24 protein-coding genes, 2 pseudogenes and 1 riboswitch are annotated in these 23,780 nt (G+C 62.8%); of the genes and pseudogenes, 16 read left to right on the top strand and 10 right to left on the bottom strand.

The features are described from left to right. Positions 1–66: 66 nt before the first annotated feature. A complete protein-coding gene (locus tag IF103_RS10315; RefSeq protein WP_023380210.1) occupies positions 67–912 on the bottom strand; it encodes a type 1 glutamine amidotransferase domain-containing protein in 846 nt (281 codons plus the stop codon). A gap of 94 nt (positions 913–1,006) precedes the next feature. Between IF103_RS10315 and IF103_RS10310 the strand changes: the two genes are divergently transcribed. From IF103_RS10310 to IF103_RS10300, 3 genes are all read left to right on the top strand, one after another. Continuing rightward, positions 1,007–1,915 carry a LysR family transcriptional regulator gene (locus IF103_RS10310; protein ID WP_202676084.1) on the top strand — a complete coding sequence of 303 codons (909 nt, stop codon included), beginning with the start codon at positions 1,007–1,009 and terminating at the stop codon, positions 1,913–1,915. Between the two features lie 108 nt (positions 1,916–2,023). After that, positions 2,024–3,244 carry a putative DNA modification/repair radical SAM protein gene (locus tag IF103_RS10305; RefSeq protein ID WP_023380208.1) on the top strand — a complete coding sequence of 407 codons (1,221 nt, stop codon included), beginning with the start codon at positions 2,024–2,026 and terminating at the stop codon, positions 3,242–3,244. After that, on the top strand, positions 3,235–4,080 hold the full coding sequence (locus IF103_RS10300) for a TIGR03915 family putative DNA repair protein (RefSeq protein WP_027907180.1): 846 nt from the start codon (positions 3,235–3,237) through the stop codon (positions 4,078–4,080). Before IF103_RS10305 ends, IF103_RS10300 begins: the two co-directional genes overlap by 10 nt. Before the next feature lie 6 nt (positions 4,081–4,086). Here IF103_RS10300 and IF103_RS10295 read toward each other — a convergent pair whose 3' ends face one another. From IF103_RS10295 to IF103_RS10285, 3 genes are all read right to left on the bottom strand, one after another. Continuing rightward, on the bottom strand, positions 4,087–5,058 hold the full coding sequence (locus tag IF103_RS10295; protein ID WP_023380204.1) for a 5-oxoprolinase subunit C family protein: 972 nt from the start codon (positions 5,056–5,058) through the stop codon (positions 4,087–4,089). Continuing rightward, positions 5,055–5,942, bottom strand: coding sequence for a 5-oxoprolinase subunit B family protein (locus IF103_RS10290; RefSeq protein ID WP_023380202.1), 888 nt, complete (start codon positions 5,940–5,942; stop codon positions 5,055–5,057). The genes IF103_RS10295 and IF103_RS10290 overlap by 4 nt, the downstream gene beginning before the upstream one ends. A gap of 93 nt (positions 5,943–6,035) precedes the next feature. Further along, positions 6,036–6,794 (bottom strand): 5-oxoprolinase subunit PxpA, encoded by a 759-nt coding sequence (locus IF103_RS10285; RefSeq protein WP_023380201.1) that lies wholly within the window; start codon positions 6,792–6,794, stop codon positions 6,036–6,038. A 120-nt stretch (positions 6,795–6,914) separates the two neighbouring features. On the opposite strand from IF103_RS10285, the gene IF103_RS10280 reads away from it, so the two are divergent. The 3 genes from IF103_RS10280 (at position 6,915) to IF103_RS10270 (ending at position 9,339) form a co-directional block, all read left to right on the top strand. Next, positions 6,915–7,832 (top strand): LysR family transcriptional regulator, encoded by a 918-nt coding sequence (locus IF103_RS10280; protein WP_023380199.1) that lies wholly within the window; start codon positions 6,915–6,917, stop codon positions 7,830–7,832. A 165-nt stretch (positions 7,833–7,997) separates the two neighbouring features. After that, positions 7,998–8,627: a riboflavin synthase gene (locus tag IF103_RS10275; protein ID WP_023380198.1), complete on the top strand. Its 630-nt coding sequence runs from the start codon at positions 7,998–8,000 to the stop codon at positions 8,625–8,627. 10 nt (positions 8,628–8,637) lie between these two features. After that, a complete protein-coding gene (locus tag IF103_RS10270) occupies positions 8,638–9,339 on the top strand; it encodes a YoaK family protein (RefSeq protein ID WP_023380197.1) in 702 nt (233 codons plus the stop codon). A gap of 16 nt (positions 9,340–9,355) precedes the next feature. Here IF103_RS10270 and hemB read toward each other — a convergent pair whose 3' ends face one another. Further along, entirely contained in the window at positions 9,356–10,330 is a 975-nt protein-coding gene (gene hemB, locus IF103_RS10265; RefSeq protein ID WP_023380196.1) for a porphobilinogen synthase, read from the bottom strand. Between the two features lie 220 nt (positions 10,331–10,550). Between hemB and IF103_RS10260 the strand changes: the two genes are divergently transcribed. From IF103_RS10260 to IF103_RS10235, 6 genes are all read left to right on the top strand, one after another. Then, positions 10,551–11,717: an acetyltransferase domain-containing protein gene (locus tag IF103_RS10260; protein ID WP_202676083.1), complete on the top strand. Its 1,167-nt coding sequence runs from the start codon at positions 10,551–10,553 to the stop codon at positions 11,715–11,717. Between the two features lie 29 nt (positions 11,718–11,746). Beyond that, positions 11,747–11,945, top strand: a riboswitch (cobalamin riboswitch). 127 nt (positions 11,946–12,072) lie between these two features. Continuing rightward, positions 12,073–13,083: an ABC transporter substrate-binding protein gene (locus IF103_RS10255; RefSeq protein ID WP_202676160.1), complete on the top strand. Its 1,011-nt coding sequence runs from the start codon at positions 12,073–12,075 to the stop codon at positions 13,081–13,083. Further along, the gene (locus IF103_RS10250) at positions 13,083–14,099 is read left to right on the top strand and encodes a FecCD family ABC transporter permease (RefSeq protein ID WP_202676082.1); all 1,017 of its coding nucleotides are present in this window, start codon (positions 13,083–13,085) and stop codon (positions 14,097–14,099) included. The genes IF103_RS10255 and IF103_RS10250 overlap by 1 nt, the downstream gene beginning before the upstream one ends. After that, entirely contained in the window at positions 14,096–14,884 is a 789-nt protein-coding gene (locus IF103_RS10245) for an ABC transporter ATP-binding protein (RefSeq protein WP_023380191.1), read from the top strand. The genes IF103_RS10250 and IF103_RS10245 overlap by 4 nt, the downstream gene beginning before the upstream one ends. Before the next feature lie 17 nt (positions 14,885–14,901). Continuing rightward, positions 14,902–15,336, top strand: a complete 435-nt coding sequence (locus IF103_RS10240) for a pseudoazurin (RefSeq protein WP_023380190.1) — start codon at positions 14,902–14,904, stop codon at positions 15,334–15,336. Then, positions 15,333–16,670 (top strand): OprD family porin, encoded by a 1,338-nt coding sequence (locus tag IF103_RS10235; protein WP_027907179.1) that lies wholly within the window; start codon positions 15,333–15,335, stop codon positions 16,668–16,670. The genes IF103_RS10240 and IF103_RS10235 overlap by 4 nt, the downstream gene beginning before the upstream one ends. Before the next feature lie 24 nt (positions 16,671–16,694). Here IF103_RS10235 and IF103_RS10230 read toward each other — a convergent pair whose 3' ends face one another. After that, positions 16,695–17,006, bottom strand: coding sequence for a hypothetical protein (locus IF103_RS10230; RefSeq protein ID WP_023380188.1), 312 nt, complete (start codon positions 17,004–17,006; stop codon positions 16,695–16,697). A gap of 183 nt (positions 17,007–17,189) precedes the next feature. Between IF103_RS10230 and IF103_RS10225 the strand changes: the two are divergent. Then, positions 17,190–18,275: pseudogene (locus tag IF103_RS10225) on the top strand (IS630 family transposase). Positions 18,276–18,297: 22 nt separating this feature from the next. Here IF103_RS10225 and IF103_RS10220 read toward each other — a convergent pair. Further along, positions 18,298–18,798 carry a GNAT family N-acetyltransferase gene (locus tag IF103_RS10220; RefSeq protein ID WP_027907178.1) on the bottom strand — a complete coding sequence of 167 codons (501 nt, stop codon included), beginning with the start codon at positions 18,796–18,798 and terminating at the stop codon, positions 18,298–18,300. Positions 18,799–18,979: 181 nt separating this feature from the next. Between IF103_RS10220 and IF103_RS10215 the strand changes: the two genes are divergently transcribed. The 3 genes and pseudogenes from IF103_RS10215 to IF103_RS10205 all read left to right on the top strand — a co-directional run. Continuing rightward, on the top strand, positions 18,980–19,459 hold the full coding sequence (locus IF103_RS10215; protein ID WP_023380186.1) for a DUF2059 domain-containing protein: 480 nt from the start codon (positions 18,980–18,982) through the stop codon (positions 19,457–19,459). An 88-nt stretch (positions 19,460–19,547) separates the two neighbouring features. After that, entirely contained in the window at positions 19,548–21,131 is a 1,584-nt protein-coding gene (locus IF103_RS10210; protein ID WP_023380185.1) for a sensor domain-containing diguanylate cyclase, read from the top strand. A gap of 232 nt (positions 21,132–21,363) precedes the next feature. Continuing rightward, a pseudogene (locus IF103_RS10205) lies at positions 21,364–21,717 on the top strand (TonB-dependent receptor domain-containing protein); the annotation flags it as partial. A gap of 12 nt (positions 21,718–21,729) precedes the next feature. On the opposite strand, the gene IF103_RS10200 reads toward IF103_RS10205, so the two are convergent. From IF103_RS10200 to IF103_RS10190, 3 genes are read right to left on the bottom strand one after another with little or no spacing between them, the layout of a single operon-like run. Next, positions 21,730–22,464: an amino acid ABC transporter ATP-binding protein gene (locus tag IF103_RS10200; RefSeq protein WP_023380184.1), complete on the bottom strand. Its 735-nt coding sequence runs from the start codon at positions 22,462–22,464 to the stop codon at positions 21,730–21,732. Beyond that, entirely contained in the window at positions 22,451–23,098 is a 648-nt protein-coding gene (locus IF103_RS10195; protein ID WP_023380183.1) for an amino acid ABC transporter permease, read from the bottom strand. Before IF103_RS10195 ends, IF103_RS10200 begins: the two co-directional genes overlap by 14 nt. After that, complete coding sequence (locus IF103_RS10190) at positions 23,099–23,764, bottom strand: amino acid ABC transporter permease (protein ID WP_023380182.1); 666 nt, start codon at positions 23,762–23,764, stop codon at positions 23,099–23,101. Positions 23,765–23,780 lie beyond the last annotated feature (16 nt).

Genomic DNA, 23,780 nt, shown 5'->3' with positions numbered 1-23,780 from the left:
GAGCGAACCCTGGTCGGCGCAGGGTCGCCCGCGATCACGGAAACCGCCTTGGCAACCACAAGGCTGTCATTGCCGGCGGCTTGCCAGCTTCTCCAGCAACGCCTTGGCCAGCGCCTTGTCCGAGAAGGGGTTCTGCCCAGTGATCAATTCACGGTCCACCACCACGTTCGGCTGCCATGCCGGGGCGTAGGTCATGTTACCGCCGGCTCCAGCCATTGCCTTGGCCGGATAGAACAGCAGCCGGTCATCCTTGAGCGAGCCTTCGAACACCTGCTCCTCCGGGTCGGAGAAAATGGTCATCTTGTAACCCTGGTACACCCAGTCAGTGGCTGCTGGCTTCTCACCACGGGCCAGTGCGGCCTGGTAACTGGCCGGGTCTTTCTGAGCCGAGAGCAGCGCAATAGGGCCATGGCAGATGGCAGCGGTCGGCTTGCCCGCCTGGTGGAAGTGGTTCAGCAAAGCGCCGACCTCAGGGTTGTTCGCCAGGTCGATCAGCGGCGCATGGCCACCTGGAATGAACAGCCCCGCATAACGGTCCAGGTCACCGGCCAGTACTTCCTTCACCGAAAGCGTGTCACCAATGTCCGGCAGCCCCTGCACAACCGTCTGAATGCGCTGCATCTCGGCAGCATCGCCGCCGAAATACTGGGGGTCGACCGAACGCTGGTCAACCCTCGGCGCGTTGCCCTTGGGCGTGACCAGGACCAGTGTGTAGCCAGCCTTGAGCAACTGGTCCGCAGGTACACCGAACTCGTTGAGGTAGTAGCCGGTGGCATAGCTTGTACCGCCCTGCAGCGGCAGCTGGTTCTCGCTGGACAGCAGCACCAGCACTTCCCCCTTGGGGGCGGCACTGACCGTGCCGGCAAGCAGCGCGCCGGCCACGGCCAACGCAAGAGTGGATGTCTTTTTCATGCAACGTTCTCCGGATCAAGCGAAAAGTGGGCCCATGCTACCCGGCGCGCTATGATTCGATTATTCGAAAGCCTTCATGCCTGCGATTCTTAAAATGAATATCACCCACAAGGATCTGAACCTGCTGCACCTGTTCCACGTGCTCTATCAGGAACGCAATGCCACCCTTGCCGCCGAGCGCATGGCCCTGAGCCAACCCGCACTCAGCCACAAGCTCAGCAAACTGCGACACCAGTTTGGCGACCCATTGTTCGTCCGCGCGCCGCGGGGGATGACCCCGACGCCTCGGGCCCACGAACTGGCGCCCGAGGTACAGCGTTTAGTGGAAGGGCTGGAGGCGTTCTACGAGCGCTGCGATGGCCAGGACTTCCTCTCCCGCCCTGCCCGCCTGCACCTGTACAGCACCGATTACATCGAGCAGACCTTGTTACCGAAACTGCTGCCGGTTTTGCGCGAGCAGGCGCCGAACCTGGTGCTGGTCACCCAAAACACGCGGGGTCAGCTACCCCGCGACGCATTGGAAAAAGGCAGTTGCGACCTGGCCATCGCCGGCTTTTACACCGACCTTCCAGATACCTTTCACCAACAGCGTCTGCTCAGCGAGGACTTCGTCGTGCTCGCCTGGAAACACAATCCACATCTGGCCCAAGGCCTGGACCTGGATACATTCCTGCGCTGCGATCACCTGTTGACCACCCTCACGGGCGATCTCGATGGCCTGGTGGATCGGGCCTTGCACGCCCAAGGGCACCGCCGCAAGGTGGTTGCGGGCCTTTCAAGTTTCCTGGCGCCGGCCAGGTTGGTGCGGGGTACCGACCTGCTGCTCACTTGCCTTCGCTCGGTGGCAGAGGACGCCACCGAGCGTGATCAGGACCTGTGTCATCACCCGCTGCCGCTGAAGCTTGCGCAGGTGGAAGTGATGCAGATCTGGCACCAACGAACCCACGCAGACCCGATGCGCAGCTGGTTCCGCCAGCAGGTGTGGGCCGCGGCGCAATCCTGATCCCAAGGTCTAGCGGTCGCCGAAGCGAGTCGGGTGCCGCGCGCAGGTGCTTGCAATCCGGGCACACTCAAAATACTGTATGAATAATCAGTATTGCGAGACGACGCCATGCAACTCATCGCCAAGCTCGGCATCCTTGCCGATGCCGCCAAGTACGATGCCTCCTGCGCCAGCAGCGGTGCGCCCAAGCGTAATTCGCGCGGTGGCGATGGCCTGGGTGCAACCAATGGCATGGGCATCTGCCACAGCTTCACCCCGGATGGGCGTTGCGTCTCGCTGCTCAAGGTGCTGCTGACCAACTTTTGCCTGTACGACTGCCAGTACTGCGTCAATCGTCGATCCAGCAACGTTCCCAGGGCCCGTTTCACCCCCGAGGAGGTGGTTCGCCTGACCCTGGACTTCTACCGGCGCAACTGCATCAGCGGGCTGTTCCTGAGTTCCGGCATCATCCGTTCGGCCGACTACACCATGGAGCAGTTGATCCGCGTAGCCCGCCTGCTGCGGGAAACCCACCAGTTCCGCGGTTACATCCACCTCAAGACCATTCCCGACGCCGACCCCTTGCTGATCGAGGAAGCTGGGCGCCTGGCCGACCGCTTGAGTGTCAATATCGAGCTGCCCACCGACGCCAGCCTCAAGCGCCTGGCGCCGGAGAAACGAGCGCACACCATTCGCCAGGCAATGGGCGTGATCCATCGCGGCCAACAGGCTGTGGCCAACGAACCCAAGGCACCGCGCTTCACCCCGGCCGGGCAAAGCACCCAGGTGATCGTCGGGGCCGACTCGACCGACGACAGCACCCTGCTGCGCAACGCCGAATCGCTCTACCAGGGCTACGGGCTAAAGCGTGTGTACTACTCGGCGTTCAGCCCCATCCCGGACAGCCCCAACAGCGTGCCGCTGGCCGCGCCGCCGCTCCTGCGCGAGCATCGTCTGTACCAGGCTGACTTCCTGCTTCGAGGTTACGGCTACAAGGCAGGCGAGCTGTTGGGCCCGAACGCCAACCTGGCGTTGGACATTGACCCGAAGCTGGCGTGGGCACTGGCCAACCGCGATGTGTTTCCACTGGATGTGAATCGCGCAGAACCCGCCCTGCTGGCACGTATTCCGGGCATTGGCTTGCGCAGTGTGCAACGCCTGGTGGCACTTCGCCGCGAGCGACGCATCCGCTACGATGACCTGATCCAGCTGCGTTGCGTGCTGGACAAGGCGCGCCCGTTCATCGTCACCAGCGATTACCGGCCCGCGCAGGCCGAGTTGCGCAGCGGCCTGCTGCGGGCCCGTCTGCGTGAGTCCCAGGCTCCGGTACAGATGGGGTTGTGGGGATGATCGCGCTCGACTGCGACAACCACTTCGCCACCTGGCGCGGCCAGGCCCGGACACTGCTTGGCCACGGCATCGACCCGGCCGAGGTGACATGGTCCCAGGGTCCGATGGACGACTTACTGGCGGTGCCAACACCATTGCCCGAAGGCCCCGGTCCCTTTCGCGCACGGGTTCCGCCGGAATTGCTGAACCAACTCGAACGGGCGGCTCGCTACCGAGGCGAGCAACGCTGGAACCTGCTCTACGAAGTGCTCTGGCGCGTGGCCCATGGCGACCGCACAGCCATGCTCGCCGGTGACCGCCTGGGCAGCGAACTGCACCGTCGTATCAAGCAGGTCAACCGCGAAGCACACCACCTGCATGCCTTCCTGCGCTTCGTGCCATTGCCCGAAGCGCTTGCCCATGAGCTGCAACTGGATCTGGTGGCTTACCATGAGCCGGCACATGACATCCTGGAAAGCGCCAGCGCGCATTTTGCCGATCGTCTGGGTCGCCAACGCTGGATGATCGCCACGCCTCAGGACGGCATTCGTTTCGACGGTCAGCATTTCGACTACCAACGCTGCTGCCCATCGACCTGGCAGCAGTGGGCACGCCATGCCAACGATCCGGATGCCGAGCTGTGGCGCACCTATTATCGTCACACCTTCAACCCTGCCCGCCTGAACCCCGAAGCCTTGCGCCTGCACATGCCAGGGCGGTTCTGGCGCCACCTGCCCGAAGGGATGCTGATTCCACAGCTGGAAGGCCTGGCGCGCCAAGGCAAGCAGCGCGACGGCCAGGCGTTGGAAGTGGCGGAACAACGGGGCAAAAAGATCAGCCACGCCGCCGGCAAATGACATTGATCAGCCGAACAACCGCCCCAGGCAGGCAAGTTTCTTCTTGTACGAACGCCGGGCCTGTAGAGCCTCCTCAAGGCTAACGGCCAGGAATCTTGCCTGCTGGTTCGGCTGCATCTGCCCGATGTGGTCGAGGTCGGCGCTGATCACCGTGCCGATCATGGCATACCCGCCACCCGACACCGCGTCGCGGTGCAGAATGATCGGCTCAAGCCCTGCCGGCACCTGAATCGAGCCAATGGGGTAGCAACTGTCGACGATGTTCGAAGGGTCCGACCCGGCGCCGAAGGGTTGCTCACGGGGCTGGAAGCTCAACGCGCTTGCGCCTTTGTAGCGATAGCCGATGCGGTCGGCCTCCGAGCCCACCGTCCAGGCTTCGGTGAAAAAGCTCTTGGCAGCCGCTTCGGTCAAACGGTGGAAATACAACCCGGGCACTACCCTCAGCACCACCTCCCCACCTAGCGATTGACGCAGCGCCATTGGCAAGCTCGCACCTGCCCGCGTCTTTCCAGTGCTCACACCCACCGGCAGCACATCGCCGGCCATCAGCTTGCGGCCGTGCAATCCTCCAAGCGCCCCCAGTGCGTAGGTCGATCGGCTACCAAGCACCTCGGGCACTTGAATACCACCGGCCACTGCCAGATAGGCACGGGCGCCCGCCGAGGGAAAGCCGAAGCGCAGCACTTGTCCGGCGCGGACCGCAAACGCCGTGTCCGGTGGCTGTTGACGACCGTCCAGGAGCACCGGCATCTGTGCACCGCACACCGCCACCAAGGCATCGTGCTGAAACTCCAGTTCCGGCCCCACCAGCGCGCATTCGAGTGCCGCCGCACCCGCCGGATTGCCCACCAGGTGGTTGGCCGCGCACAGGGCATACTGGTCCAGAGCGCCGGAAGGCGGGATACCCAAATGATAATAACCCTCGCGGCCAAGGTCCTGAACCGATGTGGCCAAGCCAGGTTTGAGCACCTTGATCATGCCAGTACCTCCTGAAGCGATTTCGGGTAGCCCACCGGGTCGGCCAGGAAGGCATCGAGGTCAAAGTCCACGGGGCGTATGCGCAGGTTGAAACGTCCCTCTTCCACATCGGATACGGCCTGGTCGTAGCTGGCCCGGTCGATGGGCTTGAACTGCACGATATCGCCCGGACGGAAGAACACCATGTGCTCCTTGAGGTAGGGCAGACGCTGCTGCGGATCATAGATCGGTGCTGGGGTCACGCCGAACATCTGGTATCCCCCTGCTCCGCGCACCGAGTAGATGCAACCGAAACAACCGCCATGTCCAAGGGTCAGCTTGGGTGTGTCGGTGCGCGGACGCAGGTATTTGGGCACTTGCAACTGCCGTTCTCGCTCGACCATCTGGAACATGAACGGCAAGCCTGCGACGAAACCGACCATGGACACGAACCACGGCGCACCACTGTGCGCGGCAATGAACGCTTGAACATCGGCCAGGCCGTTGATTCGCGCCGCATACTCCAGATCGGTGCTGTCCGGCTCCTGATGGCGGTCACGAAAGCGCATCAGGGTTTCATGGGTCCAGGGGTCGTTGTACAACACCGGAATCTCGATGATGCGCGTCTGCAGCGAGCGCTCGGCTACCGCTTCGGACTCGGCGCCACGTACCGCCTCCAACAGGTCCTGCGGGGCGATACGGTCCGGGTCGAAGCGGATCTGGAACGAGGCATTGGCCAGGCACACATCCAGTACGCCGTCCAGCGCCAGGCGCTCCACTGCACGTGTCACGGCCATACCTTTGAAAAAGGCTTCCAGCGACATGCTGTCGCTGACCTCGGCGAACAAGTGCTCGTCGGCACCAAAGCTGTAGCGAATCGGGGAAGTTGCAAGCGGCTCGGCCATCTCTGTTCCTTTTTGGAGTCTTTATACAAAGGCAGGCGAATTCGAATCATGGGGAGGCCCAGGCTTGTCTGCGCCGGGTGCCTGTGACAGGCCTCAGCGCGGTGCGCGCACCCTGATGCCCGCCCCATTCAACGCCTTACGTGTGGCCTCGACCAGGTCAAGAGCGCCAGGCGTATCGCTGTGCAGGCAAATGGAATCGAAACTTATCGCCAGGTCCTGGCCTTCGACCGTACGCACTACCCGCTCCTGGCAAGCGCGCAGAACCCGTTCGGCAACCCGCTGGGGTTCGTAGCCGCGTACATGACGGGTGAACACAATGGAGCCACTCAAGTCGTATTCGCGGTCGGCATAGAACTCACGGACCACCGGCTGCCCCATCTCCTGGGCGACACGGCAGATCACCGAACCAGGCATGCAGTAAAGCAACAGCTCAGGCTCGACCACCCGCAGGTTTTCCACCAGCAGACGTGCGGCTTCTTCGTCACGGGCCAGGTGCATGTACAGCGCGCCGTGGGGTTTGATGTGCTGCAATGACACGCCCTGGGCACGGGCAATTTCACGTAGCGCACCCAGTTGGTAGAGCATGTCGTCGACCAGTTCCTGGGCTGGCGCGTTGATGTGGCGACGCCCGAAACCGACGAGATCACGAAAACCTGGATGGGCACCCACCGCCACGCCCAACGCCTTGGCCCGCGCCACGGTACGGCGCATGGTGCCGGGGTCGCCTGCATGGAAACCGGTGGCGACGTTGGCCGAACTGATGTAGGCCATCAGTTCGTCGTCGACACCATCACCGATGGTCCAGGGACCGAACCCCTCACCCATGTCAGAGTTGAAATCCACTGCGTGCATACCCTGGCTCCTGATACTTGTGACTGCATGCCAGCCACGTTAGATTTTTCCCCACCCCCTTGGGAAGATTTATAAACAGATGGGGTGTCTTCTGAAAAACAGATACGACAGGAGCATGCTGTGTCACTGACCCTGCGCCAGGTCCGTTACTTCGTCGCAACCGCCGAAATCGGCCAGATTTCCCAGGCTGCGATCCACCTGAACATTTCCCAGTCGGCAGTGACCACCGCCATCAAGGAGCTGGAGGCGATGCTCGGTGCGCTGTTGTTTCAGCGCTCGGCCCAGGGCATGACCTTGACCGAGGCCGGCCGGCACTTTCTCAACCGCGCCTATGTGATCTTGCGCAGCGTCGATGACGCGCTCAACAGCCCGCTGCCCGACCTGCGCGCCAGCGGGGTGCTGCGTCTGGCAGCCAGTTACACAGTGCTGGGCTACTTCCTGCCGCACCACCTGCAACGGCTTGAGCATTGGCATCCGGATGTGAGCCTTCAGGTGCAAGAGCAAGAACGCAGCACCATCGAACAAGGCCTGCTGGAGGGCGACTTCGACATGGCCGTGGTGCTGACCGCCAACCTGACGCACCCGGATATCGTTTCCGAGACGCTGTTCAACTCCGAGCGTCGACTGTGGCTTCCCAGCCATCACCCGCTGTGCGAACGCTCATCGGTGAGCCTGGCCGACGTGGCCCGCGAGCCTTACATCCAGCTGACCGTGGATGAGGCGGAACAAGCCACCTTACGATACTGGGAGCAGGCCGGTCAGCGACCCCGTGTGCGCGTGCGCACCAGTTCGGTCGAAGCGGTGCGCAGCATGGTGGCCAACGGCAGTGGCGTGGCGATCCTCTCCGATCTGGTGCACCGCCCCTGGTCGTTGGAGGGCAAGCGGATCGAGACCGTCACCATCAGCGACCCTGTCACACCCATGAGCGTGGGGCTGGCCTGGCACCGCGAACGGGCATTCAGCCCAGCGATGCAGGCCGTGCGCACCTACTTCCACGGAGCGTTTCTGGCGCCGCAGCAATTGTCGGCGCGGCGTTGATGGACAGACACTTTACCTAGCCACATGCCAGCCCGCTGTCGGAGCGGGTTTACCCGCGCAGGATCGGCGTCCACAACCCCCATCACGAAAGCCAAGCGCTTGCATTTACCGGCCCACGGGCATAGCGTTCGAGAGTTCAGCATTCCCTGTGCCCAGGAGCTCCCCATGTACACCGGCATCGTCCAGGCCGTCCGCCCTCTACTTGATGTAACCCGCTACCCAGGTCACAACCAGTTCACCATCGACCTCACCGCCGAGCTGCTCGATGAGCTGAAGATCGGCGCCAGCGTCAGCGTAGAAGGTACCTGCCTGTCAGTCACCGAAATCAACGGCAGTCAGGTGAAGTTCGACGCCATGACCGCCACCCTCGAACGTACCAACCTGCGCTTCTTCAGCGCAGGCCAAGGCGTGAACATAGAACGCTCGGCGAAGATGAACGCCGAAGTCGGTGGGCACCTGATGGCCGGCCACATCGCCACCACTGCAGAGATTGTCGAGCTGTCGATCAAGGAGACCGGCGCCTTCATCAAGTTCCGCATGCCGCCGGAATGGGCCAAATACGTATTTGCGCGCGGATTCCTCGGCGTCAATGGTTGCAGCTTGACTGTCGCCGACGTTGAAGAAAACGTCGTCACCATCAACCTGATTCCCGAAACCCTGCGCCAGACCACCTTCGCCCGCTACCAGAACGGTGACCTGATCAATATCGAGGTGGACCACCAGACCATGGTCCTGGTGGATGTGGTCGAGCGCACCCTGAAGGGCACCTTGGCCCGCGAAAACCTGCTGCGCTGAGACCACCGCTATGTTGCCCAATGCCCTGCCCTCGCGCAGCGCCAAACGCCTGAGGCTGCAGAGATTGCGTGGTCGGGTAGGTCTTGGCCTGGTCGCCAGTCTATCGGTACTGGCGGGTATGACCGATGCCATTGGCCTGTTGGCGCTAGGCGATTTCGTCTCGTTCATGAGTGGCAACACCACCCGCCTGGCAGTGGCCATCAGCCAGGCGGACCTGGCCCTGGTGCTGCGCCTGAGCGCCGCCATTCTCAGCTTCGTGCTTGGTAATGCGCTGGGGATAGTGCTGGCCCGCGGTTTCAGGCAACGAGCCTGGCCTGTGCTGGTGGTGGTCGCAGCCCTGCTTGCCCTGGCGGCCTCCTGGCCAACGGTCACGAGTTGGCTACCCCTGATCGCGGCGATCCTGGCCATGGGCATGATCAATGCCGTGGTCGAACAAGTGAATGGGCTGCCGATCGGCCTGACCTACGTGACCGGAGCGCTGTCCCGGTTCGGTCGCGGCTTTGGCCGCTGGCTAATGGGTGAACGTCGCGACGGCTGGCGTGTGCAACTGGTGCCGTGGAGCGGCATGCTGCTGGGTGCCGCGCTGGGCGGCTGGTTGCAACATCACCTGGGCCTGCAGGCACTGGTGGGCAGTTGCGCCCTGGCGTGCCTGCTGGCCCTGGTGGCGCGGTTCATTCCGCGCTCATGGCAACGGGGCTACATGCCCCGCTGAGCCCGGGTCGCGTGTCTCAGATGCCTTCGCGGGCCAGATCCATGGCGAAGTAGGTGAGGATCAGGTCCGCGCCGGCACGCTTGATCGCGCCAATGCTTTCACGCACCACGCGCCCTTCATCGATGGCGCCAGCCAGGCCGCCGAACTTGATCATCGCGTACTCGCCGCTGACCTGGTAGGCCGCCAGCGGCAGGCGCGAGGCTGCGCGGATGTCGGCGATCACATCCAGGTAGGCGCCGGCTGGCTTGACCATCAGCACGTCAGCGCCTTCCTGCTCGTCGAGCAATGATTCGCGCACGGCTTCGCGACGGTTCATCGGGTTCATCTGGTAGCTCTTGCGGTCGCCCTTGAGTGCGGTGCCACCGGCCTCGCGGAACGGGCCATAGAGCGACGAGGCGAACTTGGTCGAGTAGGCCATGATGGCGGTGTCATGGAAGCCGGCGCCATCGAGGGCGGAGCGAATCGCCTGGACCTGGCCGTCCATCGCCGCCGAAGGGGCGATGAAGTCGGCGCCCGCGGCAGCGGCCACCACCGCCTGCTTGCCGAGGTTGGCCAGGGTCGCATCGTTGTCCACGCCATGGTCATGCAACACGCCGCAATGGCCGTGACTGGTGTATTCACAGAAACAGGTGTCGGACATCACCACCATCTCCGGCACGGTGTCCTTGCAGATTCGCGCCATGCGCGCGACCAAGCCGTTTTCGTTCCAGGTGTCGCTGCCGGTTTCGTCCAGGTGGTGGGAAACACCGAAAGTCATTACCGACTTGATACCGGCACGGGCATAACGCTCGATTTCCTCGGCGAGTCGTTTCTCCGGGATGCGGTTGACCCCAGGCATGCTGGTGATCGGGACGAAGTCATCGATGCCCTCTTCGACGAAGATCGGCAGGATCAGGTCTTCGAGGCGGAACTCCGTCTCCTGGAACAGGGTACGCAGGGACTCGTTCTGGCGCAGGCGACGAGGGCGAACAACAGGGAAACGGCTGGACATGGAAGCTCCAAGAAATTTGACGACCTACACCATAAGCCTGTCGTGCGTGACTGAAAAGCCAAAATATCGAGATTGTCCCGTGCGCGCCGGGCAATAACGATTATTCAGTGCTGGCGCGGGCGCGACAAAATGTCACCCACCTGAAAAAGCCTGTTCAGGGCTCATCAAATAGTTATAAGATAACGTTTCACTTGATAATGATTCCTGCCTGCGACCCCCTATGACAAGCGCCATAGCCACGCCTACCCAACTCACCCAGCGCCTGCACAGCATCGATGCCCTGCGCGGCCTGGTGATCGTGTTCATGTTGCTGGACCACGTCCGCGAAACCTTCTTCCTGCACCGCCAGGTAGGCGACCCGATGGACATCGACACCACCGAGCCCTCGCTGTTCGTCAGTCGCACCCTCGCCCATCTGTGCGCCCCGGTGTTCGTCCTGCTCACTGGCCTTTCGGCCTGGCTGTACGGCGAAAAGCACAAGGGCCACAGCGATGTGTCGGCATTTCTGTTCAAGCGCGGGCTGTTCCTGGTGGCACTGGAGTTCACCCTGGTCAACTTCGCCTGGACCTTCCAACTGCCGCCCACCGTCATCTACTTGCAGGTGATCTGGGCCATTGGCGTGAGCATGATTGCCCTGTCTGTGCTGGTGTGGCTGCCGCGTCCGCTGATGCTCGCCGTGGGCGCTGTCATCGTGGCCGGGCACAACCTGCTCGACGGCCTGCACTTCGAGCCGGGATCGGCTCTGCATGTCCCGTGGGCCATCTTGCATGATCGTGGTTGGTTGACGCTCTCCGACGGCCTGCGCCTACGCACGTCCTACCCGGTGTTGCCATGGATTGGCGTCATCGCCCTGGGCTATGGCATGGGTCCATGGTTCGCCCGCGGCAGCGACGCAGGCCAACGCCAGCATCGTCTGCTGATGGCCGGCGTGATCGCCCTGCTGGGCTTCGTCGTGCTGCGCATGATCAATGGCTATGGCGAGGCGCCCTGGAGCGGTTACCCAACCTTGACGCAGACGGCGATGAGCTTCTTCAACATCACCAAGTACCCTCCTTCACTGCTGTTCCTGGCCCTGACCCTGGGGGGCGGCCTCGTGCTCCTGCGCGTCTTCGAACGTGCCGGCCAAGCTCGCTGGATCAGGGCCTTGGCCGTGTTTGGCGCAGCCCCCATGTTCTTTTACTTGTTGCACCTTTACGTCCTGAAGCTGTTGTACCTGGCCTGCGTCGCCCTGTTCGGGCTGAACCAGGGCCAGTATTTTGGCTTCGACGGGATCGGTGCAGTGTGGCTGGTCGCCGTGCTGCTGGCGGTGGCGCTGTACCTGCCGGTGCGGGCATTCGGCCGCTTGAAGGCGCGTCGCCGCGACATCAGCTGGCTGAAGTACTTCTGATATGACGTTTTCACCCGGCGGCCGAATGGTCTACCATGCGGCCCGCCGGTTTCCACCACGGAATTAATAGGGAATCCAGGGCCAGCTTTCACAGGCCAATCGGAACTGCCCCCGCAACTGTAGGTGCCGAGCCTGCTCCAACCAAGCCACTGGGTCTGCCGATCCGGGAAGGCCGGAGCCGGGCAAGGACGCACCAGTCAGGAGACCTGCCGGCCTACATTCACCAACCGGCGGGGTGTCCGGGATGGCCATCTCCACCCGTTCCCGGGTGCAGCCCCACGCCGTGCGCATGGGGCTTGGCGATGCCTGTCCGTGCGTTCATGCCGTGAACTGTCCGATAGGAGATCGCCCCCACATGCTGCTGCGCTCCACCACCCTGCTTACAGGCCTGAGCCTCGCCGGCCTGGCCCAGGCCGCTACCACCCACTACCCGCTCACCGTCGACAACTGTGGCCGGCCCCAGACCTTCGCCCAGGCCCCCGAGCGCGCCGTCACCATCGGCCAGGCGGCGACCGAGATCCTCTATGCCCTTGGGCTGGGCGACAAAGTGGCCGGCACTTCGCTGTGGTTCAACAATGTGCTGCCCGAGTACAAGGCGGTGAACGACAAGGTCGAGCGGCTGGCCGACAACGACCCCAGTTTCGAAGCCGTGGTGGGCAAGCGCCCACGGTTGGTGGCGGTGCAATTCGAGTGGATGGTCGGCGCCCAGGGCGTCGTGGCAACCCGCGAGCAGTTCGATGAGCTGAAGATTCCTACGTACCTGCTGCCATCGGACTGCGAAGGCAAGGACAACCTGGTCGGAGCCGACGGTACCCGTCTACAAGCTTTCCAGGTCCAGAGCATCTACAAAAGCGTCAGCCAACTGGCCGAGATCTTCGACGTGCAGGACCGCGGCGCGGCATTGAACGCCGATCTCAAGGCAAGCCTGGACAGTGCCAGAAAGCACGTTGCAGGCAAGGACCTCTCCAACACCAGCGCATTGTTCTGGTTCTCCAGCGCCGACTTCCAGATAGACCCTTATGTGGCTGGTCGCCAAGGGGTGGCTGACTTCATGCTGCGCACCCTCGGTGTGCGCAATGTGGTCGAGTCCAACGAGGAATGGCCGACCGTGGGCTGGGAAACGCTGGCCAAGGCCAATCCAACCTGGCTGATCATTGCCCGCATGGACCGCCGCCGCTTCCCCGCCGACGACTACCAGAAAAAACTCGACTTCCTGCACAACGACCCGGTGACCCGCAACATGGACGCGGTGAAGAACAACCGCATCATCATCCTCGATGCAGATGCCATGCAGGCCGGCATCCGTCTGTTCCGTGGCCTGCAGACTTTGTCTGCCGCCTTCGCCAGCGGCAATGCGGCGCCGTGATGAAGCGTTTGTTGATTTATAGCGTCCTGTCGGCAATGGCCCTGCTCGCCGCCGTCCTGGCCGGCACCGTCATCGGAGAGGCCAACGTATCGTCCAGCGTGGTTTACCAAGTGCTGGCCAACCACCTGTGGCAGGCTGGTTACCCGGTCGACCCGATCGATGCGGGCATCGTCTGGAACTACCGTCTGACCCGCACCCTGGTGGCTGCCGCCTGCGGTGCCGGGCTGGCGACCTGCGGGGTGATTCTCCAGGCATTGCTGCGCAACCCGCTGGCCGAGCCTTACTTGCTGGGCCTCTCGGCAGGCGCTTCGACCGGTGCGGTGCTGGTGGGCTTGCTGGGGTTCGGTGGCATGGCACTGAGCATGTCAGCAGGTGCGTTCCTCGGTGCACTCGCTGCCTTCGCGCTGGTATTGGTGCTGGCCCGCACCAGCGGCTCCACTGGCAACAGCGCCCAGGTCATCCTCGCAGGCATTGCCGGCTCGCAACTGTTCAATGCACTGACTGCCTTCCTGATCACCAAGTCGGCCACCGCCGAGCAGGCGCGTGGCATCCTGTTCTGGCTGTTGGGCAACCTCAGTGGCGTGCGCTGGCCATCGGTGTGGCTGGCACTTCCAGTGGCGCTGGCCGGCCTGGTGGTGTGCCTGTGGCACCGCCGCACGCTGGATGCCTTTACTTTCGGAGTCGACTCGGCAGCGTCGCTGGGTATTGCCGTGCGTCGCACCCAGTTGCTGCTGATCAGTTGCGCTGCATTGGTGACAGCGGTGATGGTGTCGATCGTCGGGGCCATCGGTTTTGTCGGTTTAGTGATTCCCCACGCCCTGCGCTTGCTGCTCGGCCCTGGCCATAGCCACCTACTGCCGGCCAGCGCCCTGGGCGGCGCCTTGTTCCTGATCGCCGCCGATGTACTGTCACGCACGCTGATTGCGGGCCAAGTGATACCGGTGGGCGTGGTCACCGCATTGATCGGCGCGCCTGTGTTCGCGCTGATCCTGGCCAGCCGTCGGGGGCGCCCATGACCCTCATGATCAATGCGCCCATCGCCCCACTCGCCTGTCAGGGCCTGAGCCTCGAATTGTCGGGCAACCTCGTGCTCCGCGATATCGACCTCACCTTGGTCACCGGCGAAACGCTGGGGATCGTCGGCCCGAATGGTTCGGGTAAATCGTCTTTGCTCAAAGTGCTGGCCGGGCTACGCGCGCCGGCCAGCGGCAGTGTCCAGTTGCTCGGTAACGCCTTGGCGCGGCTTCCCCGACGGCGTATCGCCCAGACTCTGGCGCTGGTCGAACAGCAGGCCGACACCCTCGACGCCATCAGCGTGTTCGACGCCGTGGCCCTGGGGCGCACGCCATGGTTATCGGCCCTGTCGCCGTTCTCCAGCCACGACCGCGCCATCGTCGAGCAAGCCTTGGTCGACCTCGACGCCGAGCACCTGCGCACCCGCATCTGGAACTCACTGTCCGGGGGCGAGCGCCAACGGGTGCACATCGCCCGCGCCCTGGCCCAAAGCCCTCAGGTGCTGCTGCTCGACGAGCCGACCAACCATCTGGATATCCAGCATCAGCTCAGCCTGCTACGCCAGGTTCAGGCGCTACCGATCACCACCCTGATCGCCCTGCACGACCTGAACCAGGCGCTCACCTGTGACCGTGTCGCCATGCTGGACAAAGGCCGCCTGGTCGCCCTGGGCAAACCGCAGGACGTGCTGACGCCGGAGCGTCTGCTGAGCACCTTCGGCGTGCAGGCGCACTACCTCACCGACCCCTTCGATGGCGCGCGCATCCTGCGTTTTCGCGCCCCTTGAACCTGGAAGTTCCCACCATGCCGTTGCGTCCTTTCGCCCTACTGCTCGTCAGCACCGTTTTCACCCACGCCGCCCAGGCCGAGGTGCATGAAGTGAAAATGCTCAATCGCGGCGCCGAGGGGTCGATGGTGTACGAGCCGGATTATCTGCGCATTGCGCCAGGCGACACGGTTCGCTTTCTGCCTAGCCAAAGCGGGCACAACGCCGCCAGCGTTCCAGGGCTGCTGCCTGCCGGGGCCGAGGCGTTCATGAGCAGGCTCAACCAGCCCTTCGAGCACAGCTTCACGGTGCCCGGTACATATGGCGTCCAGTGCATTCCCCACGTGGCCATGGGCATGGTGATGTTGATTCAAGTGGGTGACGCCCAGGCCACGCCAATCCCAGGAAACCTGCCGACCCGCGCCAAAGACCGCTTCGCCGCACAGTTGAGCAAACTGGAGGCCGCACGATGAGCCGCTTGCTGCTGGCGCTGCCGCTGCTGGGCATCACCCCATTCACGATGGCCGACTCCACGCAGTCGCAAAGCAACGGCTTCGTCGAGGACAGCACCTGGGGCCTGCTCAATCGCAGCGTATTCGACCAGCGCGACTACAAGCATGGGGGCCGCAACGGCAGCGCGCGTAATGCCTACAAGCCGCGTGACGAACGCAACGGCCTTGCCGAAGAGTGGGCCTACGGTTTGATGGGCACCTTCACCTCAGGATTTACCCAAGGCGTTATCGGCGTGGGTGTCGATGCACACGCCTACCTTGGCCTGCAATTGGACAGCGGCGGAGGACGCGCCGGCAAGGCACGCTTGCTCAGCCTGGACAACGATGGCCACCCCAAATCCGAGTACAGCCGGGGCGGTGCTGCGCTCAAGCTGCGTGTTTCCAATACCGTGCTGTCCTATGGCGAACAGCGCGTGAAGACGCCGGTATTCAGTTCCTCCGACAGCCGCCTGTTGCCTGAGACGGCCACCGGATTCTTCCTCACCAGCAACCCGTTCGACTCACTCAAGCTGGTGGCCGGCCATTTCAACGAGAACACCGACCGCAACGCGTCGAGCCACGACCAAGGCTTCGTGGTCAACTATTCCAACGGCCGGCAAGGCAACGGTTTCGACCTGGCAGGCGTGGTGTGGAACCCCGGCGCCGCCTTCAGTGGCAGCCTGTACACCTCTCGCTATGAAGACAGCTGGAACCAGCACTACCTGGGCAGCACACTCACCCATGCCCTGGACGACCGTCGCAGCCTGAGCCTGGATCTCAACCTGTATCGCACCACCGATACCGGCAAGGCGCTATCCGGGCACATTGACAACACCACATGGAGCCTGGTCTGGCGTTACAATCAGGGCCCCCACGGCTTCAGCCTCGGCTGGCAGCAGGTGGACGGTAACACGCCGTTCGACTATGTCAGCCGTGGAGCGATCTACATCGCCAACGCCGTGCAGATGTCCGACTTCAACGCACCCAACGAAAGGTCCTGGCAGGCGCGCTATGACCTGAACATGGGCGCCTATGGGGTACCAGGGTTGAGCCTGACAGCGCTGTACGTCAGGGGGTTCGATATTGACGGATCGCATGTGGACCCCAACGGCGGTTATGCCTACCTGGGCTATGGCAAGGGCGGCAAGCATTGGGAGCGCGACCTTGAGGCGCGCTACGTGGTGCAGAGCGGCAAGGCCAAGGGCACTGCGTTTTCTGTGCGGCACAACGTGCACCGGGGCAATACCGCGCAAGCGGAACTGGACGGGAACCAGATCCGCCTGGCGGTGGAGTGGCCGCTGACAGGAGGATTCTGATCCTGCGCGCGGCCCGCTGCGCTTTCAGGTTGATGCCTGCAATCGCCACTGCGCCCTCTCCTGCGAGCTTATCGACGCCACGACATCAGCGAACGTTGCACTGAGCTGCGCACTGACATTGCCAAAAACCTGGTAGTGGGTCAGCACGTAACGCTTGACCGTCTTTGGCCAGCATCCTTCCTTATGCGCCGCATGGATGATGGCCTTGGCATCATCGCGCGTCGCCCGGCGCCAGGCCTTGAGCAAGCTGCTCTCGAAGTCTGCGAAGGTCCAGGCGTCTCTGCGGTCTTCGAAATGGTCCAGCAGCTTGAGCTTGTACAGGGCCAGGTGCGCCATGGGCATTGCTTCCTCGTCTTGATGATCGGACGGGAAGGTAAGGAACGCGGCGGGGGAATGAAATGAACGTGATGGCCCGCGCCGCAGCGCGGATGTAGGAGCCTTCCTAGTGTGGTGCTTCGCAAGTAACACTCATATTTTGGTCTAGGCTTTACAGCATCAGAAATGCCTCGGAGCCACGATATGAAAGCCGGCCGACCTGCTGCCCCGATTGAGCTGAGCGACGAAGAACACATCGAACTGCTTCGTCGCTCCCGATAGCGTAAAGGCTCTGCTGAATCTCGCATTCGCGCCGAAATCATCTTGGCGTGCGCTAGTGGAGAATCAGGCACCTCAATCGCCCACAGACTTGGCATCGGCGTACACACGGTCTCGCGTTGGCGAGTGCGATTCAGTCGGCTGCGGCTCGATGGTTTAAATGACGAACATCGCTCAGGCCGGCCTCGCAGCATAACCGATGAACAAGTACAGGCCGTGGTCAATCAGGCACTGCAATCCAAACCCGAAGATGCCAGTCACTGGAGCACTCGCTCGATGAGTCAGGCAACCGGCATTTCTCCAGCCAGCGTCATGCGGATATGGCATGCCTTCGGCCTCAAGCCTCACCTTGAGAAGACCTTCTAACTTTCGATCGACCCTCTGTTCGTCGACAAGGTCCACGACATTGTTGGGCTCTACCTCAACCCTCCCGAAAAGGCCCTGGTGCTCTGCATCGACGAGAAAAGCCAGATTCAGGCGCTGAACCGTACCCAGCCAGGCTTACCTCTTGCCCCCGGCAAACCCGTCACTCGCACCCACGACTACGAGCGCCACGGAACCACATCGTTGTTCGCGGCGCTGGATATCGCTACGGGTGAAGTCATCGGAAGATTGAAGCGCCGCCATCGAAGTACAGAGTTTCTCGCTTTCCTCAAAGAGGTGGACGCTAACGTACCCGAGGACATGCCTGTTCATCTGGTAATGGGCAACTACGCGACACACAAGACTGACAACGTGAAAGTGTGGCTGGCAGCGCATCCGCGCTACCAAGTGCACTTCACACCTACTTCGGCATCCTGGTTGAATCTGGTGGAGCGCTTCTTCTCGACGCTGAGCGAAAAGTGGATCAAGCGCCAGGCACATACCAGCGTGAAGGATCTGGAGGAGTCCATTGAGTACTACCTTGCCACCCACAACGCCAACCCTCGACCCTTTCGCTGGCATCGAAAGGCCGATGACATCTTGGCAAGCGTCGGTCGTGCAGCCGAGGCGTTAGGCCGAAAAATATGAGTGTTACTTGCGAAACACCACACTAGGTTCGCCGCCATTGGTGCATATGGGTGGTGCGCCACAGCGGGTCATCCTCGACATCGACCACCTTGAATCCTTGCCGCTCCCAGAACGCAATCGCGCCAGGCAGGAAGGGATGGGTGTGCAGGTACAGGCAGTCGACACCTGCATTCATGGCCTGCTCGCGCAGTGCCGCGAACAGGGCGCCAGCCAGCCCATGCCTGCGGTACTCGGGCCGGACGAACAAGCGCACCACCTCGACCACGTGAGCACCTCGGTAGTCGAGCTGAGGGAAGCGATGGTCATACGGCAGATAGCCGATGGCTGCGACCAGCCGGCCCTGGTCGCGGGCCACGAGGAAACGACCAGCGCCATCGAGGTAGGTATCGCCGAAGTGGGCAAGGTCGTTGGGTAACGGCGCTTCGGCGAGCATGGGGAACAGATCACGGCGTGCCGCGTCGACGAACCTCACGACTTCTGCGATGGCGTCATGGCTGGGAGTATGGAGGGTCCAATGTGGCATGGTCGACAGGTAGCGATGGCGAGTGCGACCTGAGTTGTACTTCAGTAAGGTCGGCGCCACAAGGCCTGCTTGCCCGTTCGGGCATTGCCCTGGCCGGCCAATTGCTGACGCACATTCGCTCTCGTCGCCGGCACATCGACATCGGTATAATTGCCCCATACATCGCGCCCAAGGCCAGTCCATGCCCCGCCTCCCCTCGCTCCTGCTTCCCCTGTTGCTCGCCGCTGCCCTCGTCGCTTGCGACCAAAAGCCCAGCCGCAACGAACAGATCCTGGCCAATTTGCCGCTGCAGGAGGCCTACGAGAACAATATCGACCGTATGGCGTCGCTGCTCACCCGCACCCACCCGGCGCTGGCCGAAACCACGATCAGGGAAGTGCTGCGCAAGCACCTTACCGTCGAGGACCAGCGCCAGGACCTGTACAAGCTCTACAGCGAGAAGAACTTCAGCGACACCGAGTTCAACACCATCGTCGAAGCCACCCGCGACCCGGCCAAGGCCAGGGCCTTGGAAGAGACCGAGGAAGGCCAGCGCCTCAGCCGCAAGCTGACCGCACTCATGCGTGAGTCTGCACGTGATGAAAAGGTGCAGGCATTGGCCAAACAGCGCATGCAACAAGTGGAAGACGAGCTGAGGTCGCTGGAAAAGGCCGGCGCTTGATGCCTCGGTACCTCACACCGTTCTTCTATAGCCGTGCAAACACATAACGAGTAAGGTTATTCCATTTTCCGCGTCAGTGAGATCAGGATTGCCACACGCCAAGCACGGACTGCGCCTGGACCTGCGCACGCTCATTCTCGTCCTTTGTGCCCTCACCGCCCTGGTGATGCTGTGCGCCAGCTATTTCGCCAGCTACCGGGTGCAACGACAGTTGCTGATCGACCACGCGCTTGAAGCGAACCGAGTGTATGCGGCCAAGCTGGCGGCCATCACCGAGACCTTCATCAGCAACGCCTTGCAGCATCTGTCGTTCAGCGCCGGTTTGCAGGGACGTCAGATGGACGACACCGAAGCGATGGTGGCGGAAACCGAGCGTCTGCTGCGACAGAGCAGTGCCTTCAACTCCACCTTCGTGGTGGACGCCGAGGGCGTCCTGCGGGCTATATCGCCCGCTACACTACGTCGTTTCATCGGCACCCGCGTGCATTCACCCGGGTCCCAGGAGGCACTGACCCAGCGCCGGCCTCTGGTCTCGACGCCTTTTCTGTCAGCCGCCAACAACCTGGTGGTAGCGCTGTCGCACCCGATCTTCGATGGCAACGGCCGGTACCTCGGTTATGTCGGCGGCAGCCTTTACCTGCGCGAGCGCAACATCCTCAACAGCTTGCTGGGTGAACATTTCTACAAAGACGGCTCGTACCTCTACGTGGTCGATCGCAATCGTCGGTTGCTGTATCACCCCGATGCAGAGCGTGTCGGCACGCTGGTGGAAGGCAACGCACTGGTGGACCAGTTGGCGACGGTGCCCAGCGGCACCCGGCAAGTGACCAATACCCGTGGCGTCGAGATGCTGGCCGGATTCGCCACCGTACCCAGCGCGGGCTGGGGCGTGATAGCCCAGCAGCCGCTGGAGCAAACCGTTGCACCATTGAGCCACCTGATACTCAGCGTGATGGGTATTTCAGCTCCCTTGGCGTTGCTTGGCTGCCTGCTGCTCTGGTGGCTGGCAATGATCATCGCCCGCCCGCTATGGCAATTGGCGGCCGGGGCCAGGTCGATGGACCGCGCCAGTACCGCCGAACGCCTGCATCGCGTGCGCGCCTGGTACTTTGAAGCGGCCGAGCTCAAGCGTGCGCTACTGTTTGGCTTGAACCTGTTGCACGAGCGCATAGGCCGGCTCAACCGCGACGCCCAGACCGACCCGCTGACCGGGCTGGGCAACCGCCGCAGCCTGGAGTTCAGCCTGTCGCTGCTCAAAGCTGAAGGGCGGCGATTCTCGGCCATCGTCCTGGACATCGATCACTTCAAGCGGATCAACGATGGCCATGGCCATGATGTTGGCGACCAGGTGCTGCGCCGCCTCGCCGAACTGATGCGCGGCTGTTGCCGTGAAGGCGACCTGCTATGCCGAACCGGTGGCGAGGAGTTTCTGATGCTGTTGCCCGGTGCCAGTCTGGAGGTGGCCACGAATGTAGCCGAGCGCCTGCGAGTGACGGTACAGGACACGCCGCTGGAGCCGGTGGGCGCAATGACCATTTCGCTGGGTGTCGCGCATTGGCAGGCAGTGGAAGGCAGCGACCCTGGCGAGGCGCTGAGCGAGGCGGATCGGGCGCTGTACCAGGCCAAGCAGAGCGGGCGCAACCGGCTGTGCACCGGTGATTCGCAGGGCTGAGTCCTATGCGATGCCAGGTGCGGCAATCCGCCACCGCGAAGCACTACCTGACCATTCACCCCAATGCTAGATTCGCCGCCATGAAAATCACCCCACGGGCCCGCGTGCTGCCCTGGCACTGGAATACCAGTAGGACACCGAGGACAGTCCGTACTGGGGCTCGCCGCTCCTGCCTGGTCGCAGCACCCTGCAGAGCGACAAGAGCCAGCGCTTCGAGAACTACAACGTCGGCGACGGGCGGTACGATCAGCTCAACGAAGCGCTCAACGGCGCATCGGTGTCGCGCAAGGGTAATGCACCAAATGTCGGCAACCTGTGGCTGACCTACAGCCTGCCCCAGGACGGGTCAGGGGGCGTGGACGCTCGCTATGTCGACTCGGTGTACGCCGACAACGCCAATACCCCCAAGGCACCAGCCTACACCCTGTAGGGTGCCTTCGTCCGCTATCGCCTGGACGAGCACACCCCCCTCACCGGGTGGGTGCGCAACCTGACCAATGAGGTATATGCCAAGCAGGCCTACCACCAGCAGTACTACATGGGCGCTACACGCACCTTCGAGCTGGCGCTGGACCTTCGTTTCTGATCGTTTGGCCGGTCAGGCCGACGCCACCGCACCGATGAAGTTCGCCAGCTCCGCCGTGCGCGGGGCGGCGAACACTTCGCGGGGGTCTCCCACCTCGTGCACCTTGCCGTGGTGCATGAACACCAGTTTGTCGCCCACCTCGCGGGCGAAGCGCATTTCGTGGGTGACCATGATCAGGGTCATGCCCTCGCTGGCCAGTTGGCGAACCACGCCCAGCACTTCGTTGACCAGCTCCGGGTCCAGTGCCGAGGTGATCTCGTCGCACAGCAGTACCTTCGGCGACATCGCCAGCGCCCGGGCGATTGCCACGCGTTGCTGCTGGCCACCAGAGAGTCGGTCAGGATACGCATCGAACTTCTCGGCGAGCCCCACCCGCGCCAGCATCTGCTCGGCCAGCTGGCGGGCCTCTGCACGGCTGGCCTTCTTCACCACCTGTGGCGCGAGCATCACGTTCTCGCCCACGCTCAGGTGCGGAAACAGGTTGAACTGCTGGAACACCATGCCAACCTTCTGGCGCAGGGCGCGTAAGTCCGCGCGGCTGGCATCGAGGTATTCGCCGTCGACTTCGATCACCCCATCGCTGATCGACTCCAGACCGTTGAGGGTACGCAGGAAGGTACTCTTGCCCGAACCACTGCGGCCGATGATGGCCACCACCTCGCCTTCCTCGATACTCAGGTCAACGCCCTTGAGCACATGATTGTCGCCATAGTATTTGTGCAGTGCGGATACTCTAAGCAGGGGCATGCAGCCTCCTTTCCAGATAACGGGCGCTCAGCGAGAGCGGATAGCAGAGAAGGAAATAGCCCAGCGCGACCAGGCCGTAGATCAGGAACGGTTCGAACGTGGCGTTGGCCAGCATGCCGCCGGTCTTGGTCAACTCGGTAAAGCCGATGATCGAGGTCACCGCCGTGCCCTTGACCACCTGCACCGAGAAGCCCACCGTCGGGGCGATGGCGATGCGCAGTGCCTGGGGCAGGATCACGTAGCGCAGTTGCTCCAGGCGATTCAACGCCAGGCTGCCCGACGCCTCCCACTGACCGCGAGGAATGGACTCGACGCAGCCACGCCAGATCTCGGCCAGGAAGGCGCTGGTGAACAGCGTGAGGGCAATGGCAGCGGCCATCCACGCCGAGACGTCGATGCCGAACAGCGCTATGCCGAAGAACACCATGAACAGCTGCATCAGTAGCGGCGTGCCCTGGAACAGCTCGATGTAGCCACGGGCAAAGCCACGCAATAAGGAGCTGTCGCTGATCCGCGCCAGCAACAGCAGCAACCCGGCCAGCCCGCCGCACAGAAACGCGACCAGCGACAGCAGCAAGGTCCACTGCAGCCCGGTTAGCAGGTTTCGGACAATGTCCCACAAGGTGAAATCCATTCAGCGTCTCCCCATCAGCCAACGTTGGCCGACCCAGGCCAGCAACTGGCGCACGACAATGGCCATGACCAGGTACATCAGCGTGGTCAGCAGGTAGGTTTCGAAGGCGCGGAAGTTGCGCGACTGGATGAAGTTGGCGGCAAAGGACAGCTCTTCGGTGGCGATCTGCGAACACACTGCCGAGCCCAGCATCACGATCACGATCTGGCTCGACAACGCCGGCCAGACCTTGGCCAATGCAGGGCGCAACACCACATGGCGCAGTGCCTCGAAGCGGCTCATGGCCAATGCCGCAGCGGCCTCCAACTGCCCCTTGGCTATAGCCTGGATCCCCGCACGGATGATCTCGGTGGAATACGCCCCGAGGTTGATCACCATCGCCAGCACCGCCGCTTGCCACTCGGTCAACCTGACGCCCAGCGCCGGCAAGCCGAAGAAGATGAAGAACAGCTGGACGATGAAAGGCGTGTTGCGGATCAGTTCCACGTACACGCCGAACAGCGCATCGAACGGGCGCAGCCGCCAGGCGCGGACCACCGCGCCGACCACGCCGATGGCGACACCGAGCAGCGTACCGATAACCGTCAGCTGCAAGGTGAACAGCGCCCCCCTGAGCAACAGGTCACCCTGCGCCAGCACCGGGGCGAAGTCGAATTGATAGGCCATGGTTCAGGCTCCGCTT

It is taken from the genome of Pseudomonas sp. SK2, from assembly GCF_016772395.1.
GTDB classification, from domain to species: Bacteria; Pseudomonadota; Gammaproteobacteria; order Pseudomonadales; family Pseudomonadaceae; genus Aquipseudomonas; species Aquipseudomonas taiwanensis.
This window is presented reverse-complemented; position numbering and strand designations above follow the sequence as displayed.

Bases quoted from the DNA above. Each gene is read 5' to 3' on its own strand.
- IF103_RS10315 (WP_023380210.1), bottom strand. From the start codon at position 912: ATGAAAAAGACATCCACTCTTGCGTTGGCCGTGGCCGGCGCGCTGCTT.
- IF103_RS10310 (WP_202676084.1), top strand. From the start codon at position 1,007: ATGAATATCACCCACAAGGATCTGAACCTGCTGCACCTGTTCCACGTG.
- IF103_RS10305 (WP_023380208.1), top strand. From the start codon at position 2,024: ATGCAACTCATCGCCAAGCTCGGCATCCTTGCCGATGCCGCCAAGTAC.
- IF103_RS10295 (WP_023380204.1), bottom strand. From the start codon at position 5,058: ATGATCAAGGTGCTCAAACCTGGCTTGGCCACATCGGTTCAGGACCTT.
- IF103_RS10290 (WP_023380202.1), bottom strand. From the start codon at position 5,942: ATGGCCGAGCCGCTTGCAACTTCCCCGATTCGCTACAGCTTTGGTGCC.
- IF103_RS10285 (WP_023380201.1), bottom strand. From the start codon at position 6,794: ATGCACGCAGTGGATTTCAACTCTGACATGGGTGAGGGGTTCGGTCCC.
- IF103_RS10275 (WP_023380198.1), top strand. From the start codon at position 7,998: ATGTACACCGGCATCGTCCAGGCCGTCCGCCCTCTACTTGATGTAACC.
- IF103_RS10270 (WP_023380197.1), top strand. From the start codon at position 8,638: ATGTTGCCCAATGCCCTGCCCTCGCGCAGCGCCAAACGCCTGAGGCTG.
- hemB (WP_023380196.1), bottom strand. From the start codon at position 10,330: ATGTCCAGCCGTTTCCCTGTTGTTCGCCCTCGTCGCCTGCGCCAGAAC.
- IF103_RS10260 (WP_202676083.1), top strand. From the start codon at position 10,551: ATGACAAGCGCCATAGCCACGCCTACCCAACTCACCCAGCGCCTGCAC.
- IF103_RS10255 (WP_202676160.1), top strand. From the start codon at position 12,073: ATGCTGCTGCGCTCCACCACCCTGCTTACAGGCCTGAGCCTCGCCGGC.
- IF103_RS10250 (WP_202676082.1), top strand. From the start codon at position 13,083: ATGAAGCGTTTGTTGATTTATAGCGTCCTGTCGGCAATGGCCCTGCTC.
- IF103_RS10245 (WP_023380191.1), top strand. From the start codon at position 14,096: ATGACCCTCATGATCAATGCGCCCATCGCCCCACTCGCCTGTCAGGGC.
- IF103_RS10240 (WP_023380190.1), top strand. From the start codon at position 14,902: ATGCCGTTGCGTCCTTTCGCCCTACTGCTCGTCAGCACCGTTTTCACC.
- IF103_RS10235 (WP_027907179.1), top strand. From the start codon at position 15,333: ATGAGCCGCTTGCTGCTGGCGCTGCCGCTGCTGGGCATCACCCCATTC.
- IF103_RS10230 (WP_023380188.1), bottom strand. From the start codon at position 17,006: ATGGCGCACCTGGCCCTGTACAAGCTCAAGCTGCTGGACCATTTCGAA.
- IF103_RS10220 (WP_027907178.1), bottom strand. From the start codon at position 18,798: ATGCCACATTGGACCCTCCATACTCCCAGCCATGACGCCATCGCAGAA.
- IF103_RS10215 (WP_023380186.1), top strand. From the start codon at position 18,980: ATGCCCCGCCTCCCCTCGCTCCTGCTTCCCCTGTTGCTCGCCGCTGCC.
- IF103_RS10200 (WP_023380184.1), bottom strand. From the start codon at position 22,464: ATGCCCCTGCTTAGAGTATCCGCACTGCACAAATACTATGGCGACAAT.
- IF103_RS10195 (WP_023380183.1), bottom strand. From the start codon at position 23,098: ATGGATTTCACCTTGTGGGACATTGTCCGAAACCTGCTAACCGGGCTG.
- IF103_RS10190 (WP_023380182.1), bottom strand. From the start codon at position 23,764: ATGGCCTATCAATTCGACTTCGCCCCGGTGCTGGCGCAGGGTGACCTG.